The 19016-nt window shown below is 44.2% G+C and carries 19 protein-coding genes; 13 read left to right on the top strand and 6 right to left on the bottom strand.

Annotated features, from left to right (window positions below; all coding sequences use genetic code 11):
• Nucleotides 1-74: 74 nt before the first annotated feature.
• Genes ABIB39_RS16305 through ABIB39_RS16295 form a run of 3 tightly spaced genes read left to right on the top strand, consistent with a single transcriptional unit; the run spans nt 75 to nt 6571 of the window.
• A complete protein-coding gene (locus ABIB39_RS16305) occupies nt 75-3650 on the top strand; it encodes a VCBS repeat-containing protein (protein WP_354431231.1) in 3576 nt (1191 codons plus the stop codon).
• Between the two features lie 14 nt (nt 3651-3664).
• Complete coding sequence (locus ABIB39_RS16300; RefSeq protein WP_354431230.1) at nt 3665-4984, top strand: vanadium-dependent haloperoxidase; 1320 nt, start codon at nt 3665-3667, stop codon at nt 4982-4984.
• 24 nt (nt 4985-5008) lie between these two features.
• Nucleotides 5009-6571 carry an FG-GAP repeat domain-containing protein gene (locus ABIB39_RS16295; RefSeq protein WP_354431229.1) on the top strand — a complete coding sequence of 521 codons (1563 nt, stop codon included), beginning with the start codon at nt 5009-5011 and terminating at the stop codon, nt 6569-6571.
• 56 nt (nt 6572-6627) lie between these two features.
• Here ABIB39_RS16295 and ABIB39_RS16290 read toward each other — a convergent pair whose 3' ends face one another.
• Complete coding sequence (locus tag ABIB39_RS16290; RefSeq protein WP_354431228.1) at nt 6628-7848, bottom strand: multiheme c-type cytochrome; 1221 nt, start codon at nt 7846-7848, stop codon at nt 6628-6630.
• 260 nt (nt 7849-8108) lie between these two features.
• Between ABIB39_RS16290 and ABIB39_RS16285 the strand changes: the two genes are divergently transcribed.
• A complete protein-coding gene (locus ABIB39_RS16285; RefSeq protein ID WP_354431227.1) occupies nt 8109-8480 on the top strand; it encodes a hypothetical protein in 372 nt (123 codons plus the stop codon).
• A 1-nt stretch (nt 8481) separates the two neighbouring features.
• Here the strand turns inward: ABIB39_RS16285 and bla are convergent, their stop codons facing one another.
• Together bla and pgmB are read right to left on the bottom strand one after the other, a co-directional pair.
• Nucleotides 8482-9207: a subclass B1 metallo-beta-lactamase gene (bla, locus tag ABIB39_RS16280; RefSeq protein WP_354431226.1), complete on the bottom strand. Its 726-nt coding sequence runs from the start codon at nt 9205-9207 to the stop codon at nt 8482-8484.
• Nucleotide 9208: 1 nt separating this feature from the next.
• Nucleotides 9209-9859 carry a beta-phosphoglucomutase gene (gene pgmB / locus ABIB39_RS16275; RefSeq protein ID WP_354431225.1) on the bottom strand — a complete coding sequence of 217 codons (651 nt, stop codon included), beginning with the start codon at nt 9857-9859 and terminating at the stop codon, nt 9209-9211.
• A 98-nt stretch (nt 9860-9957) separates the two neighbouring features.
• On the opposite strand from pgmB, the gene ABIB39_RS16270 reads away from it, so the two are divergent.
• Nucleotides 9958-10323 (top strand): hypothetical protein, encoded by a 366-nt coding sequence (locus ABIB39_RS16270; RefSeq protein ID WP_354431224.1) that lies wholly within the window; start codon nt 9958-9960, stop codon nt 10321-10323.
• A gap of 125 nt (nt 10324-10448) precedes the next feature.
• The gene (locus tag ABIB39_RS16265) at nt 10449-10979 is read left to right on the top strand and encodes a ferritin (RefSeq protein WP_354431223.1); all 531 of its coding nucleotides are present in this window, start codon (nt 10449-10451) and stop codon (nt 10977-10979) included.
• Here ABIB39_RS16265 and ABIB39_RS16260 read toward each other — a convergent pair.
• The gene (locus ABIB39_RS16260) at nt 10976-11230 is read right to left on the bottom strand and encodes a (2Fe-2S) ferredoxin domain-containing protein (protein ID WP_354431222.1); all 255 of its coding nucleotides are present in this window, start codon (nt 11228-11230) and stop codon (nt 10976-10978) included. The two genes, ABIB39_RS16265 and ABIB39_RS16260, sit on opposite strands and share 4 nt — an antisense overlap.
• Before the next feature lie 89 nt (nt 11231-11319).
• Between ABIB39_RS16260 and ABIB39_RS16255 the strand changes: the two genes are divergently transcribed.
• From ABIB39_RS16255 to ABIB39_RS16235, 5 genes are all read left to right on the top strand, one after another.
• On the top strand, nt 11320-11673 hold the full coding sequence (locus ABIB39_RS16255; protein ID WP_354431221.1) for a VOC family protein: 354 nt from the start codon (nt 11320-11322) through the stop codon (nt 11671-11673).
• Between the two features lie 32 nt (nt 11674-11705).
• Nucleotides 11706-12269: a thermonuclease family protein gene (locus ABIB39_RS16250; protein WP_354431220.1), complete on the top strand. Its 564-nt coding sequence runs from the start codon at nt 11706-11708 to the stop codon at nt 12267-12269.
• Between the two features lie 146 nt (nt 12270-12415).
• Complete coding sequence (locus tag ABIB39_RS16245; protein WP_354431219.1) at nt 12416-14848, top strand: penicillin acylase family protein; 2433 nt, start codon at nt 12416-12418, stop codon at nt 14846-14848.
• Between the two features lie 2 nt (nt 14849-14850).
• A complete protein-coding gene (locus tag ABIB39_RS16240; RefSeq protein WP_354431218.1) occupies nt 14851-15189 on the top strand; it encodes a hypothetical protein in 339 nt (112 codons plus the stop codon).
• Nucleotides 15190-15240: 51 nt separating this feature from the next.
• On the top strand, nt 15241-15495 hold the full coding sequence (locus ABIB39_RS16235; RefSeq protein ID WP_354431217.1) for a hypothetical protein: 255 nt from the start codon (nt 15241-15243) through the stop codon (nt 15493-15495).
• Between the two features lie 397 nt (nt 15496-15892).
• On the opposite strand, the gene ABIB39_RS16230 is transcribed toward ABIB39_RS16235, so the two are convergent.
• Nucleotides 15893-16567 carry a lipid-binding SYLF domain-containing protein gene (locus tag ABIB39_RS16230; protein WP_354431216.1) on the bottom strand — a complete coding sequence of 225 codons (675 nt, stop codon included), beginning with the start codon at nt 16565-16567 and terminating at the stop codon, nt 15893-15895.
• 76 nt (nt 16568-16643) lie between these two features.
• Nucleotides 16644-17126, bottom strand: a complete 483-nt coding sequence (locus ABIB39_RS16225; RefSeq protein ID WP_354431215.1) for a DUF1203 domain-containing protein — start codon at nt 17124-17126, stop codon at nt 16644-16646.
• A 129-nt stretch (nt 17127-17255) separates the two neighbouring features.
• On the opposite strand from ABIB39_RS16225, the gene ABIB39_RS16220 reads away from it, so the two are divergent.
• On the top strand, nt 17256-18242 hold the full coding sequence (locus tag ABIB39_RS16220) for a LuxE/PaaK family acyltransferase (RefSeq protein ID WP_354431214.1): 987 nt from the start codon (nt 17256-17258) through the stop codon (nt 18240-18242).
• 103 nt (nt 18243-18345) lie between these two features.
• Nucleotides 18346-19005, top strand: a complete 660-nt coding sequence (locus tag ABIB39_RS16215; protein WP_354431213.1) for a PH domain-containing protein — start codon at nt 18346-18348, stop codon at nt 19003-19005.
• Nucleotides 19006-19016 lie beyond the last annotated feature (11 nt).

Below are 19016 nucleotides of genomic sequence, written 5' to 3'. Positions count from 1 at the left end.
AAATAACTCATAAAAGAGGGGGGGATAATCTATCTCTCCCTCTTTTTTTTGAATAAAAATCCTAATATCGCTATATGAAAGCCCTTAAATATCTGCTATGTATTATTATACCGCTCATAATATTTTCTTGTAAAAAGGCTACCATGTTCGAGCGGATCTCTTCATCTCATTCGGGTATAAAGTTTAATAATGAGATAATAGAGAACGATACCATCAACCCGCTTGATAAACTAAATATTTATAACGGCGGCGGTGTCGGCATAGGCGATTTTAATAACGATGGCCTGCAGGATATTTATTTTATAGGCAATGCGGTACCAAACCGTTTATACATAAACAAAGGCGATTTTAAGTTTGAGGACGTTACCGATAAAGCAGGCGTAGGCGGCAGAGGCGGCTGGGGCCGTGGGGTAGCAGTTGTTGATATAAACAATGATGGTTTAAAGGATATTTATGTATGTAACACACTATTAAGCGATTCTGTTAAAAGGGTCAATTTATTATATATTAACCAGGGGCCGGATAAGAACGGAGTGCCTATATTTAAAGAACAGGCAAAAGCGTACGGCCTTAACATAAATGTACATTCTACCATGGCGTCGTTTTTTGACTATGACAACGATGGCGACCTTGACATGTACCTCACCGTTAACGAGGCACAATCTACAGATAATACAAGCGCCTTTAGGCCGCTCATAAAAGATGGTAGCAGCCGCAGCACAGGCAGGCTTTACCGTAACGATTATAACCCCGCTTTAAAGCACCCGGTTTATACCAATGTATCTAAACAGGCCGGGATACTGATCGAAGGCTACGGCCATGCAGCCAGCATAGTAGATATTAACCGCGATGGCTGGAAAGATATTTATGTTACCAACGATTTTTTACCAAACAACATCCTGTATATTAACAACCACGACGGTACCTTTACCGACCGCACACAGGAGTATTTTAAACATACTGCCACCAGCGCCATGGGGCAGGATGTGCAGGATATTAATAACGATGGCCTGGCCGATGTTTTTGAACTGGACATGGACCCGGAAGATAACTACCGCAAAAAGATGTTTATGCCCGCCACAGCCTATCAGTTATACCAAAACTTTGACTTTTACGGATACCAGTACCAATATAACCATAACACTTTACAGCTAAACCAAGGCCCTCGCTTAGGGCAAAACGACTCCATTGGCGCACCCGCATTTGCCGAGGTTGCCTTTATGAGCGGCGTGGCACAAACCGACTGGAGTTGGGGGCCTATGATAACCGATTTTGATAACGACGGCTTTAGGGATATTGTAGTGACCAACGGCTATCCACGCGATGTTACCGACCATGATTTTATCGCTTTCAGGAACGAATCTTTCGCGGTGGCTACCAAAAAGCAGATCCTGCAACAGATTCCCGTTGTTAAAATTGCCAATTACGCTTTTCATAATAATGGCAACTTGCAGTTTGAAGATGTAAGTAAAGCATGGGGAATGGATCTCCCGTCGTTTTCTAACGGCGCGGCTTACGCCGATCTGGATAACGACGGCACGCTGGATATGATCATCAACAATATTGATGACGAGGCTTTTGTCTACAAAAATAACTCGCGCGAAAACGATAAAGCCAATAACCATTATTTACAGGTCCAGTTTAAAGGCGGCGCGCAAAACAAAGACGGGATAGGAGCCTGGGCTGATATTTATTACGACCATGGCAAGCACCAGGTTTATGAGAATACCCCGTTTCGCGGGTATTTGTCAACCATTCAAAATATAGCTCACTTTGGTTTGGGTAAGATAACCAACTTAGATTCGGTAGTTATAAAATGGCAAAACGGCAGGCAGGAAAAACTTACCAATGTAAAAGCCGACCAAACACTAAAGGTTGATATCAACAACGCGAAAACGCCTTACAGCTTTGATGTTGCTAAGATCAATACACAATCGTTGTTTACCGAGGTTACCAAAGCAGTGGGCATTAACTACAAACATAATGATGTTGACTTCGCTGATTTTAACGTACAAAAGCTGATCCCGCATAAATTATCTGAGTATGCACCGGCTATTGCCGTGGGCGATGTTGATGGCAACGGCTTTGATGATATGGTGGTGGGCGGTACTTCAAAATATCCTGCGCAATTATTTTTACAGCAAGTGGGTGGCAAATTTGTTCAACGCAACCTGCTGGTATCGGCGCAAAACCTAACCGATAAGTATAAAGATGAGGGCTTATTGTTATTTGATGCAGATGGCGATGGTGACCTCGACTTGTATGCTGCAAGTGGTGGTTACGAGGATGCCCCGGGCTCAAAATCATATCAGGACAGGATTTACGCTAACGATGGTAAAGGTAATTTTACTTTGCAGGCCGGCGCTTTACCAACTAATTTCACCAGCAAGCTTTGCGTAAAATCGGTTGATTACAACAAGGATGGCGCGCTTGACCTGTTTGTATCCGGCAGGGTAGACCCATGGAACTACCCCAAACCTGTATCGAGCCTTGTACTGCGTAACGACAGTAAAAAAGGGCAGATAAAGTTTACAGATGCCACCCCTATAGCTGCAAAAGGTTTAAATAAATTAGGTTTGGTGTGCGATGCATCATTCACCGATTATGACAACGATGGATGGCCCGACCTTGTAATTACCGGCGAGTGGATGCCTGTTACCTTTATGAAGAATGATCACGGCGTATTTAAAAACGTTACCGCAAGCACAGGCGTAGCCGATAAATTGGGCTGGTGGAACACTATAGCCGGCGGCGATTTTGACCACGACGGCGATATTGATTACATAGTAGGCAACACGGGCTTAAATACCTTCTACAAAGCTACAGACCAATATCCGGCATACATCACCGCTAAAGATTTTGATAATAACGATAGCTATGACGCCATCCCATCGGTATTCCTGAAAGACAGGGACGGGGTGATGAAGGAGTTTCCGGCGCATACGCGCGAGGATATTGTGAAGCAAATTATCAGCATGAGAATTAAGTTTCAAAACTTTAAATCGTACGCGGTTGCCACAATGGATAGTGTAATAACGCCAGAGATGCGTAAAGGCGCTATCCGCTTAAAGGCAAATGAACTGCGGTCGTGTTATCTGCGTAACGATGGTCACGGCAAATTTACTATGATTCCGCTGCCGATAGAAGCGCAAATGTCACAACTGGCAGGTATTATTATAGATGACTTTGATGGCGATGGTAATCTTGACATAGCCCTTAGTGGAAACGATTACGGTACCGAAGTTACCACCGGCCGTTACGATGCCTTTAACGGGTTGATTTTGAAAGGGGATGGCAAAGGGGGGTTTAAACCGCAAACCATTATGCAGAGTGGTATTTATATCCCCGGCGATGGTAAGGCACTTGTTAAATTGCGTAGCGCAAAAGGTGGTTACCTGCTTGCTGCCAGCCAGTATAAGGGCGCCTTAAAAGTTTTTGAACTGAAAAAGCCTGTAAAAACCATCAGTCTGTTGCCTTTAGATATGTTTGCCACCATCAAATATAAGAATGGCAAAACCGCCAAACAGGAGTTTTATAATGGAGGATCTTTCTTGTCGCAATCTGGCAGATTTTTTAATCTTGATGCTACAATGCTGTCGGTAACTGTAACCAACAATACGGGCCAGGCCAGAAATATACCCTTAAATTAATTTATAGCCGAAACATGAAAAATTATAAGTTTTTAGTTGCAGCCACATTTTGCCTTTTGGCAATAAGCTGCAAGCAAAAGCAAAAAATAGCACTAAAAAGCGATGCAGATGTACTGCACGAAAACGTTGACCAGCTTACACAAGTAATTATATACGATGTGTTTAGCCCGCCTGTTGCAAGTCGCATTTATGGCTATACCAGTTTGGCGCAGTATGAGGCTATGCGTTTTCAAGATCCAAAATATAATTCAATAGCCGGGCAGCTGCACGGTTTTAAAGCCATCCCCCAGCCAAAAAAAGGGGTTAAGTATAATTTTGCACTTGCAGCTACAAAGGCGTTTTTTACTGTAGCGCATAAAGTAACATTCTCTGTAGATACGCTTAAAAAGTACGAAGATAAAGTTTTTGCCATGTACGCAAACAACCTTGATGACAGTACCTTTGCCCGCTCTGTAGCATTTGGCGAAAGCGTGGGTAAGGCGGTATTGGCGCGTGCCAAGGCAGATAATTATGCTAAAACCCGCGGTAAACCCAGGTTTTTGGGTAGTAGCGATAACGGCAAATGGCATCCAACCGCGCCCGATTATTTGGACGGTGTGGAGTTTTGCTGGGGCACCATGGAAACCTTCGTAGTAAAATCATCATCAGATTTTACTTTGCCACCGCCACCGCCGTTTAGCGAGGACAAAAACAGCGAGTACTTTAAACAAAACGTTGCCGTGTATGAGAAAAGCAAAAGCCTTACAAAAGAAGAAATCACTATTGCCAAGTTTTGGGATGATAACCCGTTTGTGATACAACATAACGGGCACATGATGTTCGTAAATAAAAAAATAACACCAGGCGGCCACTGGATAGGTATAGCGGCAATTGCCTGTAAAAAAACCAAGGCTGATGCGGTTAAAACTGCACAGGCTTACGCCTTAACATCAATTGCTTTGTATGATGCCTTTGTTTGCGGCTGGCAGGTTAAATATACTACCGAATATATCAGGCCGGTTACGGTGATAAATGATAAGATAGACCACACCTGGTTGCCCTTGCTGCAAACCCCGCCATTCCCCGAATACCCGAGCGGGCACAGCGATATCAGCGGCGCATCGGCAGTGATATTAACACATTTGTTTGGCGATAATTTTTCTTACCAGGACACCAGCGATTTACGTTACATTGGCATGCAGCGCCATTTCGATTCGTTTTTGAAAGCGGCCGACGAAACATCTATCAGTCGTTTTTATGGCGGTATCCACTACAAAAACAGTGTAGACCAGGGCGCGGTTCAGGGCCGACAGATAGGCGAATACATTTGGAATAATTTAAAGTTACAGAACTAAGTAAACGGCATCAGCCATATATCCATGAAACTAAAGCAGACCTTCGTATTTACTTCTCTTATATTATCAGGGGTTGCATTACTATCATTAAGCACAGTGCTTGAAGGGTGTAAAAGCAAAACGGGTGGCACATACAAGCTTACAGGCAATGTAGTTGCCGATGGCGAACACCTTGTAAAAATACACTGTACCAAATGCCACCAACTTGTGCCCGCGAATGCGCTTACTAAAGATGTATGGCGTGTACACTCATTGCCTTCTATGGCGCATTACTTTGGGATAGGTACCTATGGGCAGTCGTTTTACAAAGAAACGGGTAAAGAAACCAAAGATACCACCCTTATAACAATTGTAGAGTGGCAGGCCATGGTAGATTATTATCAGAAAATAGCCCCGGATACCCTAACACCCGTTAAACGCCCAAGCCCGTTATTAAATGATTGGGCGGGTTTTACGCTCAAAAAATCTACAACTAATAATGATATTGCCTTTACAACTATGGTTGCTCCAAACCCAACCACCGGTAATATTTACACCAGCGATGTAGTTGCAAATACCCTTACCGAGTGGGATAGCAACCTGAAGGTGAAAGCCGTTACCAGCGTACCATCGGCAGCGGTACATGCCAATTTTACAAAAGACGCAACCGGTGCGGATATGGCCATACTATCGTGCATTGGCCGGATAGACCCCGTTGATTTTGCAAGCGGTAAAATTTACAGCGCGAAACTAAATGATAACCTAAACGCGCAGGAAGTTGCTATCGATATGCCAAGACCGGTGCAAACCCTAAGTGTAGATCTTGATAAAGACGGCAAGAACGAATTGGTTGTTTTAGGCCAGGGTTTTACCAAGGGTGGCGTTTTCCTGGTGAAGTTAGGCGCTAACGGTAAGGCCGAAAAGCAATTCACCATAACCGACAGGCCCGGCGCTGTACAAGCCGTTGCCCAGGATTTTAACAAAGACGGATACCCCGATCTAATGGTGCTGTTTGGCAGTGGCAATGAAGGCCTGTCGTTATTTTTGAATGATAAAAAGGGCGGTTTTACAAGCAGGGAGTTGTTGCGTTTCCCGCCGGTTTATGGTTCAACAAGTTTTCAATTGGCAGATGTTGACCATGACGGCAACCCTGATCTGATATACACCTGTGGTTATAACTTCCGCGATTCACGCATTTTAAAGCCGTACCATGGCCTATACATCTACAAAAATACCGGTGACTATAACTTTAAACAAACCTGGTTTTACCCTATAAATGGTGCCACGAAAGCCATAGCTGCCGATTTTGACAAGGATGGCGATCTGGATATTGCTACCATTGCCTTTTTTGCGGATATGAAAAATAACCCTGCCGAGGAGTTTATTTACTTTGAGCAAAGCAAACCTATGGACTTTAAAGCCCACGCCGTACCCGTTAGCAAATACGGCCGCTGGATGAACATGGACGTTAGCGACCTTAACAAGGATGGCAAGCCAGATATTATACTGGGAAACTATGCAAGCGGTTTCTTGTTCCAGCCAAACTTTGCACCCAATTGGGACGAGCACCAGCCGTTTATTGTATTACAGAACGGCACTAAAAAGTAAAGCTTAACAAATAATTTTGAATGATGCTTATGCTACGCAACAGGGTAGGGTAAGCATCATTTTTGTTTTAGGTAGGCCGCTATTTTGGTGATATTATCCGGGTAAATGCCAATATGATGGGTATGTATCATTACGGATTGATTATCGTTTATGATAGCCTTAGATGGCAATGCCGGCATATGGCAGGAGATACATTTGGCTTGTAATATCGTAGCATCAAGCTTGCCCGTTAGCTTACACAGGTTATGATCTGCTGCCTTGTGGCAGGTTTGGCAGCGTTGGGCAAAAAGGGTCATGTTACCACGCTCGTTTTGGTGCGTATTGTGGCAGGTATTACAATCCATTTTACTGCTGATGTAGCACTTGCTTGTTTTAAGCATATCCAGCTGGTCGCCGTGAACATCAAGGTGGGCAAGGTCTAAAGGCCCGGCAGATGGTGCGTGCTTTTTAAAGTCGGTTAGTTTATCACCCGGTTTAAAATTAAATATCGACCCTGTGTTTTGTGTTTGCGTGCCCGAGTGGCAAGTACCGCATAGGTCAACCTTTTGCTCGCGGGTAAGTTCGCTTATGCGGGTAATGTACTTAGCAGTTTTAACTGTAGGGTTTGCTGTTTGGAAATCTACATGCTGTTTAGCCCCGCCATGGCAGCGCTCGCAATCGATACTCATAATGATAGATTTTTTATCAAACCCGATGGCATCGCCTGCAAAACTTGGTGCTTTCCCCGGCTCCGTTTTTGCAAACGAGGCGTGGCATTCCATACAACGGATGTTGATCATCCTGTCGAAACTTGCCATAGTAGTATCGTAACCGGGGCTCACAATCCAATGGTCTTTGGAATTATCGAACGATACCGGCAGTTGAAAAAGCTCGTTCTCTTTCCAGTACAAATAGCTTTCGCCTTTAACGCCACCCATCGCAATAGCAATGCGCGCTGTTTCCACCTTTTCGCCGTTAACGTAATTGGTCTGGAATAGGCCGCTATCTGTTTTGGTCATCAACAGCTTGGTATGATCGTTATAAGTTACGCTATTTTGCCCTGCCGAAAAGCTGCCGTGAACACTGTTTACCGATGCCCACGACGATGCAATACTATGCGCCATGTGCGGGTATGTATTGGCGATGTTACTATGACAACTTACGCAGGTTTTAGCCCCGGCATAAGCATCGCCCCGAGGGTCGGCAGTAATTTCTTTTTTGGTATTTAAGCACTGCGTTAATATCATTACCAGCGGGAACAGGAATACGGGTAACAGCAGTAACTTTTTATTAGACATCGAGCGTATTGATTTATCAGCGGCAATAGCAGGCGAGGGTGCTGCTATTACACTTCTAAAATAGCGTTTTTATTGCAAAGGGCAAGGTTTTAGCAAGATTTGTGTTTGAGTAATGTTGTGATAGATTATAATGAATTTTAAAAAAAAATCACCGAAAAATAAATTATATAATTGACTAACAACTATTTGTAAATAGTAATAGTACTATGTATTGCATGATACCATGTAATGTTTATATTTGCTTATTCAATTAAAATAACATGAACCGAATAAATAAAACAGTAGCAAACATAGCCATGGCGCTTTTTATGCTTGCAGCAGGTACAGCTTGTGATTTTGGCAAGGCCACCACCATCGTTAATAAGACCGATAATCTTTATCAAAAGATAAAATATTCTGGCAAGGTGGTTTTTGCTGAAGATGGAAAAGATATCGACCGTATTTCTGATTATGGCTATCTTGAGTTTGAACAAAATGACCGCCGGTTTAAAGCACAAGATAACGGCCACGGGAAAATAGCCTACGAGTTTGACGGCGAAAGCGCAATTACAGAATTAGACTGTCACCAAAAAGAATTTGTAGCCGAGGCCGTAACGGAGATCATTAAAGCGCGGGGCAAATTGCGCAAATAAATTACGGTGCCGCAATAATTTGCAGGGTGTGCTCCATTTGTTTTGTCCCGCCCTGCCATCCCAAGTGGCCCGGGATAACGTATTGTGCTTTGCTGTATAAACGTGCAACGTTATTTACTGCTGTAGGCCAGTTTTTAAGATCGGCATCACCTATAAAGCCCTTTGTATCTGCATCCAGGCTTTTTAAAAGGCATCCGCCCAACAGTGTTTTGTATCGGGGTAACCAAACCACAATATTATCTTTGGTGTGGCCGGCGCCTGGGTAGTAGGTTTGTAATATTAAACCTCCAAGGTTAAACGTGGTATCGCGTGTAAAGGTGTATTGCGGTAGGCTGTTTTTTTCCTTTTTTGCAAGGGCATATGTTTGTTGGCTGCTGTAGGTTTTAGCGCCGTGTTTAATCAGCACATCCATGCCACCAATTTTATCGTCGTGGAAATGAGTGGCTACGCAAAAGATGATCTTTTTATTGAAACGACGCTTAACACTGTCTAATAATTGCTGAGTTTGCTCGTTACCCCAGGGAGTATCAACCAACACTATACCGCTGTCCGTAACTGCAAACAGGCTATTAGCCGGGTAAGCCGGAGAATTTTCATCAGGGTACCCGTAAGACGTACATACATACAGATTTTTGGTAAGATGTGTTATGCTGATCTTTAGCGCAGGCTTTTGTGCGACTGCTACAGCTGAAAATAACAGACAAACAAGTAAGGCCCTTATTTTCATTTTATAACTCCTCCAAAATATCTAAAGTCATCTTATCCAGTCCGCTCACTACGATTTGCGCCTTGATAAGGGTATCTGCCGAGCCGATGCCTACGGTTTTCATGCCGCCGTTTATAGCGGCTTCTATCCCGGCTACGGCATCTTCAAATACCACGCAGGCCGATGGTTCGATACCTACCGCTTCGGCACCTTTCAGGAACACTTCAGGGTCGGGTTTGGGGATGCTAACGCTATTGCCATCTACAATGGCATCAAAAAGTTGGGTTAGTTGCAACTTATTTAAGATAGTGGGCGTGTTTTTACTGGCCGATCCTATCGCAGTTTTTAACCCGGCATCGCGGCAGGTTTGTACAAATTCGCGGGCACCGGGCAGGATCTCGGCAGGCGTCATCTTGCCGATCATCTCGGTGTACCAGGTATTTTTCTGTGTAGCCAAAACTTCCTTTTCTTCTTCGGTTTTGTTGGTAATATTGCCCCATCCCAGTATCAGGTTAAGCGATGCCATGCGGCTTACACCTTTAAGCTGCTCGTTTTGGTGTTCGGTAAAATCAAAACCCATTTCATTAGCAAGGCGTTTCCAGGCTTGGTAATGATACACAGCAGTATCAACAATAACACCGTCGAGGTCAAAAATGCAGGCTTTAATATTCATAGGAGTAAAGGTATAAGTTGCCTTGTTAATAATCATTATAAATAAATTCTAACATTATTTGGATTAATTATAAATAATGGCGTCTTTTGTATGGTCTGATGATTACAACTCTTACAACTCCGCAAACAAATACCTGGATTGATGTATTTAGCACCGTAAAAGGCGCTGTATATCAAAGCGATGAAGATCGTTGCTGGTATGTCGATTTTGCCGATAAGGTCGCTAAATTTGATTACCGTTGTTTACTTAAACTAAAAAAAGCGGTTTACAACGTTAATATCGAAGCCAAACTGTTAGACGCTAAAGACCCCGACGTAGAAATTATCTTTATCTGCGCTTGCGACCATACTTACATCCTTACCCTTTTACAGATCATCGCCCTTAAAGAGCTGCTTGAAGGCACGTTTGTAATGCTGCAATTGAACAGCATTTTACAAGATCGCCTGTATCGTATTGCAGTTTAGTAATTTAGACTGAATTCATATTGCCTTTATATTCTTTCAACAGCGTATTATAGCTATATTATTGTATAATTATTTAAGTCGGCACGCTTGTTGTTTTGCTTAAACAGTTCTAAAATAATAACACCATGAAAGATCTTATCCGTATCAGAAGCCTGATTTCTGCCGATGTAGAATCACTTTTAAATCAACAAGTTAAAAAAGAAGCAACTTCCTCATCCATATATTTAGCCATGGCATCATGGTGTAACCGTAACGGTTTCGATTACTCGTCCGATTACTTTTTTAAACAAGCCGAAGAGGAAAGACAACACCAGCTTAAATTTTACAAATATATCCTGGATATGGGCGGTAACGCGATATCACCCGAAGTAACCGGCATTAAACAAGAGTACAACTCGTTCCGCGAGGTATTCGAAGATGCGCTTGACCAGGAAGTCAGTGTAACCCAATCTATTAAAAATATATACGCACGTTGTTTAAGCGAGCAGGATTATGTAACCAACGAATTTTTGAACTGGTTCCTGAAAGAACAGCGCGAAGAAGAATACAAAGCCCGCCGTGCGCTCGAACTATTTGAGGTTATTGGCGAAGACGGCACGGGTAACTGGGAAATTGATAAGCACGTTGGTAAAATAAAATACGACAGCGAAGCTTAATCCTTATCAAGCAACAGCTTTAAAACATCCTTCTCCGAGTATTCTTTTAACCAAACGTTACCCGGAGAGAACGTACAGACCGGTGCCCAATCGCACCGGTCTGTACATTCAATACGTATCACTTCTATATCTCCTTTGCCGTGCTTGGCAAACTTTTCTGCAGTTTTATACATGGCTTTGCCGCCACGTTTAGCACACTTGCTCCCTGTACATACAAACAGCACCTTATCCGGTACAGTAAATTTCCCCATCTATTTTTTTTGAAATTATTTAATACAAATATCAAATTTATTTTTTGATAGCTATATTTCAGGCATCAACAAGTAAAACCCATAATTGTATGAACGCTATCGAACTTATTTCCATCCCCGTTACCGATCAGCAGGTGGCCAAAGAATTTTATATTAAATTCGGCTTCACGCTAATGATGGAAAACCCATTTCAGGGCGAATCCAAATGGATCCAGTTGGGGCTGCCGGGCGGCGGCACATCCATTACACTGGTAAACTGGTTCCCTAACCTTACGCCGGGTTGCATCCAGGGCTTCGTCATCAAATGCGACGACCTCGACTCTACCATTTCCGAACTTGAGGCTAAAGGTATTACCGTTGGCAATGCCGATAAAACCCCTTGGGGCAGGTTTGCCACTGTTAAAGACCCCGACGGTAATAGTTGGAGTTTGCATGGTAAATAGGCGCAAGTAGCTATTCTTACTATCTTCGCCCCATGTTAAAAAGATCGTTCGTTTTTTGCCTGTTTGTTTTTGCGCTTGCTTTAGGGTGTAATAAAAACGAGACGCTTTACAAGGTAGTAGGGGTGAAGGATGGCGATACAGTAGTGCTGCTCTCGCCCGATAACCAAAGCATCACCGTAAGGCTTGCCGAGATAGATTGCCCCGAAAAAAGCCAGGCGTTTGGGCAGGCTGCTAAGCGATTTACATCTGATCTTTGCTTCGGCAAAAAGGTAAAATTGATCGGCAATCAAAAAGACCGGTATGGCCGCACCGTTGCACAGATAGAACTGGAGAGCGGCATAAACGTAAACCACGAAATTTTAAAGCAGGGTTACGCCTGGCAATACCGCGCCTACTCAAAAAGCATGGAACTGGCCATGTTAGAGCAACACGCCCGCGAAGGCCACCTTGGCCTGTGGCAGGATGCTAACCCAACCCCGCCATGGAATTTTAGGAAAGAAGCCAAAACGCAGCACGTTGAAAAGAAAGTAGTAAAAGCCAAGAGGCCATATAAAAAGCGCAAACCTCGTAAAAGGCGCGATGCGGTTGAATTTTAGATTGGACAACTTTTAAAAAGTTGTCCAATCTTTAACTGCTATTTATGTAACTTGCCTTTAAATGTTTATGCGGCACCGGTTAGTGGGCGTCGTTTCAGATAATCAATATCCTGATAGCTCGGGACACTAAATCACTAATTGTCTACATGAAAGTATTTAAGGCCATCCTTTCCGTCATATTTACAGTCGCGCTGATATGGGCGCTGCAAACAAAGTTTGGAGACATCCCGCCGCTTGGCGAGTTCCTGAACCCATCCACAGGTTTTTGGCAAAACGCCGAAAGCAAGAACATTATCCCCACAGAAAACCTGAAACTAAAAGGCTTGCAGGGCAAGGTTACCGTTAAGTTTGACGAGAATATGGTACCCCATATTTTCGCGGAGAACGACCACGACCTTTACTACGTACAGGGCTATTTAACCGCTAAAGCCCGCCTTTGGGAAATGGATATCCAAACCCGTAGCGCGGCAGGCAGACTATCGGAAATTGTTGGCGCCAAGGCTTTGGATATAGACCGTTACCACCGCCGCATGGGCATGACCTACGGTGCCGAACACACATTGCAAGGCATCATGAAAGACCCTGTAATGAGCAAGGTGATCAATGCCTATAGCGATGGGGTTAACGCATACATCAAGCAACTTAAACCAGGTGGTTACCCTATCGAGTTTAAACTGCTTGCTTATGCGCCCGAGGAGTGGAAGCCCATCAATTCGGCATACTTGTTAAAGTTAATGAGCGAAACACTGGCCGGTGGCTCAAACGAACTGGCCATGACCAACGTGCTGGATAAATTTGGCGCGCAGGTAACCAAAGATCTGTTTCCCGATTACCCGATGCACGAAGACCCCATCATACCAGCAGGCACAAAATGGGATTTTAAACCCCTGCCCATCCCGCAGCCACCTGCCGCTTTTAAAGCGCAGATGCTGGCAAGCATGCGTGATAAGGAAAAGATTGAAGGCATTGGCAGTAATAACTGGGCGGTAAGCGGTTCCAAAACGGCGTCGGGCTACCCCATATTAGCAAACGACCCCCACCTGAATTTAACGCTGCCATCTATTTGGTACCAAATGCAAATGACCGCCCCCGGCGTAAATGTGTACGGCGTTACCCTGCCCGGTGCGCCTTGTGTGGTAATAGGTTATAACAAAAAGGTAAGCTGGGGCGTAACTAATGTGGATGCCGATATTTTAGATTGGTACCAGGTTAAATTTAAAGATGCCAGCCGCACCCAATATTGGTACAATAACAAATGGAATAAGGTAGACCGTAAGATAGAAACGATAAAGATCCGCGGAGAAAAGCCATTGATTGATACCGTTTTGTACACACACCACGGCCCTGTTGTTTATAACAATGTCGATATGGCCAAAAAAGGGCGCGTTAATGTGCCTGTAGGTAACGCCCTGCGCTGGATAGCACATGACGAGAGCGACGAGTTCAAGACCTTTTACTTATTAAACCGCGCTAAGAATTACGCGGATTATCGCGAAGCATTAAAATACTACACCGCCCCTGCGCAGAATTTTATTTTCGCATCTGCGGATAACGATATTGCCATTACGCCCAACGGTAAACTGCCGCTGAAGTATAAAGACCAGGGTAAATTTATTATGGATGGCGGCGACCCTGCTAACGACTGGCACGGCTGGATCCCGTCAGAGCAGAACCCAACGGTTAAGAACCCGCAGCGTGGTTTTGTAAGCTCGGCAAATCAATCGTCTACAGATCAAACTTACCCATATTACATCAACTGGAAATTTGAAGGTTACGAACGCGGTAAACGCATTAACGACCGCCTTGGTGCTATGACCAAAGCTACTGCCGACAGCATGCGCGTTTTACAAACCGACGATTACAGCATTCGCGCCCAAGATATAATGCCAACCATGCTTAAATATCTGGATGCATCTAAGCTGGATGACAACCAACTGGCCGCTTTAGATACTTTAAAAAAGTGGGATAAGTTTTGCGGAGCAAAATCGGTAGGGGCAAGCATATTTGGCAAGTGGTGGGTTAAGTTTTACACCTTTACATGGCGCGATAGTTTCGAGGAGAAAGATAGATTATTGTACTTCCCAACCATGGATAGGACAGAGGCCCTGTTGATAAAAGAGCCAAACTCCAAATGGTTCGATAATGTCACAACTCCCGTAACCGAAACAGCAAGCGATGTGTTGATGGGCTCGTTTACTGCGGCTGTTAACGAGTTGATTAAGGAGCAGGGCAATATTGGCGAAGCATGGCAATGGGGGCACGTAAAGCCCTTTGAGGTGAAACACCTGGGCAATGTTCCCGGCCTTGGGTCGGGTAATTTTGTAAGCGGCGGCACAGGCTCAACTGTAAACGCGCTTATAGATGGGCACGGCCCGTCGTGGCGGATGGTAGTGCAGCTTGGTCCGCAGGTAAAAGGCTACGGCATTATCCCCGGCGGGCAATCTGGCAACCCCGGCAGTTTTTATTATGACGATATGCTAAAAACCTGGCAAGCTGGTCAGCTGAAAGAACTGCTGTTCCTGCAATCGGCCACCCAAAATTCTAACAGAATAAAACGAACGTTAACCTTAAGCAAATAAGTATGTTGTTCCCCGTTATATTATTACTCACGTTTATTTGCGGTTACCTGTTCCCCTGGTGGGTAAGCTGCATTATGGCGTTTGGCGCAGCCATCATTTTTGGCAAAAAATCAAGCTGGGCATTTTGGTGCGGCTTCTGCGGTATTTCGCTGGCATGGGTAGCGCTGGCGCTACTCAAAAGCTTCCCTAACGAGCATATGCTGGCAACCCGCGTAGCGCACGTTTTCCATTTACCAAACTGGGGTTTGCTGCTCGCAGTAACAGCGCTAATCGGTGGCCAGGCAGGAGGGATGTCGGCATTGTCTGGATGGTTGGTGAGAAGGGCTTTTGAGAAGAGGTGAGTATGGTAGAAAACAACAAAGAGACTTTTAACAGATTTAACCTATTATCTAATGCTTATAATTGAACCAGTAACTGATATAAGCTTTCCTTTCCACTGGGTTGATTTAAATTATTGCCCGGATAGTGATGCAAAAAGGGTAGAAATTTATTTGCCCGACGGCGAAGAACCAATAACCGGGATGGTCGATATGTTTGCAGAATTATTTTCGCCGATAGAAGAAGCAATATTGGTTACAGCAAGGGATGGTGGGATTTTTGCCTCGATACATGGAATATTCATACAGACGTATACAGTTATGAGTTAGAAGGTAATCGATGCAAACGCAGCAATACCTCTCAATGCTTAACGATTCCAAAGTCCCCATCGGTTACAGCGGAGTTTGTAAGATGCTTAACTGTAAAATTATTTTAGCGAAGATTTTGCCTTGTATAACAGATCATATTGCACCTTATAGCCCCATCTTTTTCTCCTCCAAATATCAACTGTTTTTTTATTTCCATCACACAGGCAGCATTGGGTTATATTACCGTGAAGAAGAACAGGTATTTCAAATACTTGAAAGGGCAAAACTTAGATATGTTGGTAGCCCACCCACTGGACGCAGTTTATAACTTATTCCCAAAATGTTGGGTTTTTCAACTTAAACAAAAAAGCCCAAACCATTATCTGGTCGGGGCTTTCAATTAAATATTATCGTCTAATTACAAAGCGCTTAAAGTAGCTTTTAAATTTGTAACGGCAGGTGTTTTATCGGCTGCCCTTGCAAAAATATCTGCAGACGCGGTTGCTTCGCCGTAGTAGGCTTCGTTAGCGCTTTTGTTGATAGCCAGGTTTGATCCGTTTATGCTAATCCCTGCAAATAAACCTTTGCTGCGCGAGTAAGAGTAAACTTCGGCCTGTAATTTATAGTCTGTGCTGGCGGTACTGCTGCGGCCAACCGGTCCCGCTGCTGCCGATACATCGCCGCCAATAGTAAAGTCGCCGCTTTCAACCTTGGCTAAAACGCCCTTGTTGCGGAACACCAATACCATATCAACCGATTGTACACCTATCTGGAAACCGATGCTGCCACCGGTAAGGGTAATAAATACCGGGTCGCTCCATTTACCGTCGGCCAATTTAACCATGGCAACGCCTTGTCCGCGTTTGCCGCCAATACCAAAGCCCGCATTGATTAATTTGGGGATGATAACAATGCCCTCGTATTCCTCAATCAGTTCATGCGGGATACTTTCCTTCATCTTACTGAATTCTTTAATAACCTTAGTAGCATCGTTGATTTTCGCTATGCCTTTATCGTCGGCAGGTTTGGCAGATGCCAGTATAAAAAACGCGCTCAGTAAAAGCGGTAATGTTAAAAATTTTAATGTTTTCATTGTCGTGTCTGTTATAGATTTATGTTTCTATAACTCCAATCCGGAATATTTGTTGCAGTATTTCTTACAAAGCCTATTATACACGCTCAATTTTACATATATAACAGCATGCCCTCGAATTGCGGGCGTGCAAATATTCTATATCCGGTCGCTGTTCAAATATTTCGGCTATTAGTTCGTCTGCATCTTTGTTACCTACGGGCTCAGTCAGCACCATCATTTGATCCTTGCTGTAACCGATGAGTGTTAGAGGAAAACTTATAACGTCGGCTTTGATCTCGGGCGGGAAGCGGTAAATGTCATTATACTCCTCTACATCTTTTTTCTGGATAAACACCGGCCCGGGCTGGTTGTAGGCATTTTCAAGTTCGAACGGAGAATGTTTGAAAAGTAGCCGGGTATCAACACCTTTTTCAAATGGTTTTAATGAAACGCGACACGGGCCACGCCCGGTTGCCGGTTGCGCTATCACAGGGTTATTAAAAGCGTCAACCATGGTTTGCCTGATTTTTCGGGCCAAAGACGCATGCAGCGGTACAATTTTGAATGTGTTCATCATGTTTTTTATTTAAATCAAAAGTGCAGCTACCCAAACTCAGACAAAACCCGATACTTGCGCAATTATTTACATTCGTCTGCAAAATGCCAGTCCGCACATGTGCATAATCGCGCTATCTTTGTCCTCAACATGACAAAGCCCGATAAACAGCAGGTATTCGCAATAAATAATGAGGATGGTTTTAACCAATTTGCTTTGCAGATATTCCAATATCAGGCGGCGAATTGTGGCGTTTACAAGGCGTTTATTAGTGGTTTAAAGCTAAATCCGGCTACAATAAAGTCGCTTGAAGATATCCCGTTCTTGCCCGTTGAGTTTTTTAAAGCGCATAATATAGTTACTTCTACTGAGCCCGATGAGGTGGTTTTTACCAGCTCGGGCACCACGGGGATGATCACCAGCAGCCACCATGTAACGGATGTAAGCTGGTATGAACAGAGTTTTCGCCGGGCATTTCAATTGTTTTATGGCGACATAAAGCATTATACCGTGCTTGCCCTGTTACCCGCCTACCTGGAGCGCGAAGGTTCGTCTCTTATTTATATGGCGCAAGACCTGATCACGCAATCTGCAAATGCCAATAGCGGTTTTTACCTGTATAACCACGCAGAACTTTATGCCAAGCTTCAACAACAAAAAGAAGTGGGTAAACCCACTTTGCTTATCGGTGTAACGTTCGCTTTGTTAGATTTTGTTGATACATATAAAATAGACTTTCCCGAACTGATCGTAATGGAAACCGGCGGAATGAAGGGCCGCCGTAAAGAGATGATCCGCGATGAACTGCACAGCAAGCTTTGCGCAGGTTTCGGTGTAAACGCTATCCACTCAGAATACGGCATGACAGAACTTTTATCGCAAGCCTATTCAAAAGGAGAGGGGATCTTTAACTGCCCGCCCTGGATGCGCATCATCACGCGCGATACCAATGATCCGCTTACTTTGATAGATGGAGGTAAAACAGGCGGCGTAAACATCATCGACCTGGCTAACATCAACTCCTGCTCTTTCATTGCCACGCAAGATCTGGGTAAGGTTTATGACGATGGCTCGTTTGAAGTATTGGGGCGTTTTGATAATTCGGATATCCGCGGCTGTAATTTGCTGGTTGGGTAAGGCCTTTAATAAATACTTTACAGAACCTTCTCGTTTGGAGAGGGCATGGTGAGGCTACTCGATAAATATTATTAATTTTGCCCCAATTAAGAGCATTAATATCATGATAGATAAATTCTTACGCGACGAACAAGACCCTAAAACCGTTGAAAAAGTGTACAGCCGTTTGGTTGATCTGCTTACCACCGGCGAAGAAATTATATATATAGCTGTACAAAAAAAGCCGATAGTTAACCTATTCCCGGATTGTATCGCCATCACCAACAAACGCCTTTTGTTTTTCACCCCGGCAAACCTTGGCCTGTCCATTAAGTTTGTGGATTTTGTGTGGAAGGATATTGTTGACGTTTTTACCAAAGAGGAGATCATCGGTGCGGTGTTTAGTGCCAAAACCACCATCGGTACCGAAATGGGTGTAGATTACCTGCCCAAAGTACAAGCCCGCAAGCTATACCAATACGCCCAGGAACGTAAAGAAGCCGAACGTGAAGCCCGCCGCCTGCGCGATCTGGAAGAAAAACGTGCCGAATCGGGTTCGTTAAATATCGACCATGCATCACCAACAGCCTTCCAGCCGGTTGCACAGCAGCCCGTTGCAGCCCTAACCCCGCCGCCTGCTCCGATAGCGCCACCCGTCGCCGAAGAGCCAAAAAAGGATGAACTTACCGAAAAACTAAAAAGACTGAAAACCCTATTCGAGAACGGATTGATCTCGCAGGAAGAATATAACCACAAGAAATTAGAATTGCTGAGTGATTTTTAGGAGCCCTCTCT

Source organism: Mucilaginibacter sp. UYP27 (assembly GCF_040547175.1).
GTDB lineage: Bacteria > Bacteroidota > Bacteroidia > Sphingobacteriales > Sphingobacteriaceae > Mucilaginibacter.
Note: the sequence above shows the minus strand (reverse complement) of the source record. Positions and strands in the feature narration are given on the sequence as shown.

Bases quoted from the DNA above. Each gene is read 5' to 3' on its own strand.
- ABIB39_RS16305 (WP_354431231.1), top strand. From the start codon at position 75: ATGAAAGCCCTTAAATATCTGCTATGTATTATTATACCGCTCATAATA.
- ABIB39_RS16300 (WP_354431230.1), top strand. From the start codon at position 3,665: ATGAAAAATTATAAGTTTTTAGTTGCAGCCACATTTTGCCTTTTGGCA.
- ABIB39_RS16295 (WP_354431229.1), top strand. From the start codon at position 5,009: ATGAAACTAAAGCAGACCTTCGTATTTACTTCTCTTATATTATCAGGG.
- ABIB39_RS16290 (WP_354431228.1), bottom strand. From the start codon at position 7,848: ATGTCTAATAAAAAGTTACTGCTGTTACCCGTATTCCTGTTCCCGCTG.
- ABIB39_RS16285 (WP_354431227.1), top strand. From the start codon at position 8,109: ATGAACCGAATAAATAAAACAGTAGCAAACATAGCCATGGCGCTTTTT.
- bla (WP_354431226.1), bottom strand. From the start codon at position 9,207: ATGAAAATAAGGGCCTTACTTGTTTGTCTGTTATTTTCAGCTGTAGCA.
- pgmB (WP_354431225.1), bottom strand. From the start codon at position 9,859: ATGAATATTAAAGCCTGCATTTTTGACCTCGACGGTGTTATTGTTGAT.
- ABIB39_RS16270 (WP_354431224.1), top strand. From the start codon at position 9,958: ATGATTACAACTCTTACAACTCCGCAAACAAATACCTGGATTGATGTA.
- ABIB39_RS16265 (WP_354431223.1), top strand. From the start codon at position 10,449: ATGAAAGATCTTATCCGTATCAGAAGCCTGATTTCTGCCGATGTAGAA.
- ABIB39_RS16260 (WP_354431222.1), bottom strand. From the start codon at position 11,230: ATGGGGAAATTTACTGTACCGGATAAGGTGCTGTTTGTATGTACAGGG.
- ABIB39_RS16255 (WP_354431221.1), top strand. From the start codon at position 11,320: ATGAACGCTATCGAACTTATTTCCATCCCCGTTACCGATCAGCAGGTG.
- ABIB39_RS16250 (WP_354431220.1), top strand. From the start codon at position 11,706: ATGTTAAAAAGATCGTTCGTTTTTTGCCTGTTTGTTTTTGCGCTTGCT.
- ABIB39_RS16245 (WP_354431219.1), top strand. From the start codon at position 12,416: ATGAAAGTATTTAAGGCCATCCTTTCCGTCATATTTACAGTCGCGCTG.
- ABIB39_RS16240 (WP_354431218.1), top strand. From the start codon at position 14,851: ATGTTGTTCCCCGTTATATTATTACTCACGTTTATTTGCGGTTACCTG.
- ABIB39_RS16235 (WP_354431217.1), top strand. From the start codon at position 15,241: ATGCTTATAATTGAACCAGTAACTGATATAAGCTTTCCTTTCCACTGG.
- ABIB39_RS16230 (WP_354431216.1), bottom strand. From the start codon at position 16,567: ATGAAAACATTAAAATTTTTAACATTACCGCTTTTACTGAGCGCGTTT.
- ABIB39_RS16225 (WP_354431215.1), bottom strand. From the start codon at position 17,126: ATGATGAACACATTCAAAATTGTACCGCTGCATGCGTCTTTGGCCCGA.
- ABIB39_RS16220 (WP_354431214.1), top strand. From the start codon at position 17,256: ATGACAAAGCCCGATAAACAGCAGGTATTCGCAATAAATAATGAGGAT.
- ABIB39_RS16215 (WP_354431213.1), top strand. From the start codon at position 18,346: ATGATAGATAAATTCTTACGCGACGAACAAGACCCTAAAACCGTTGAA.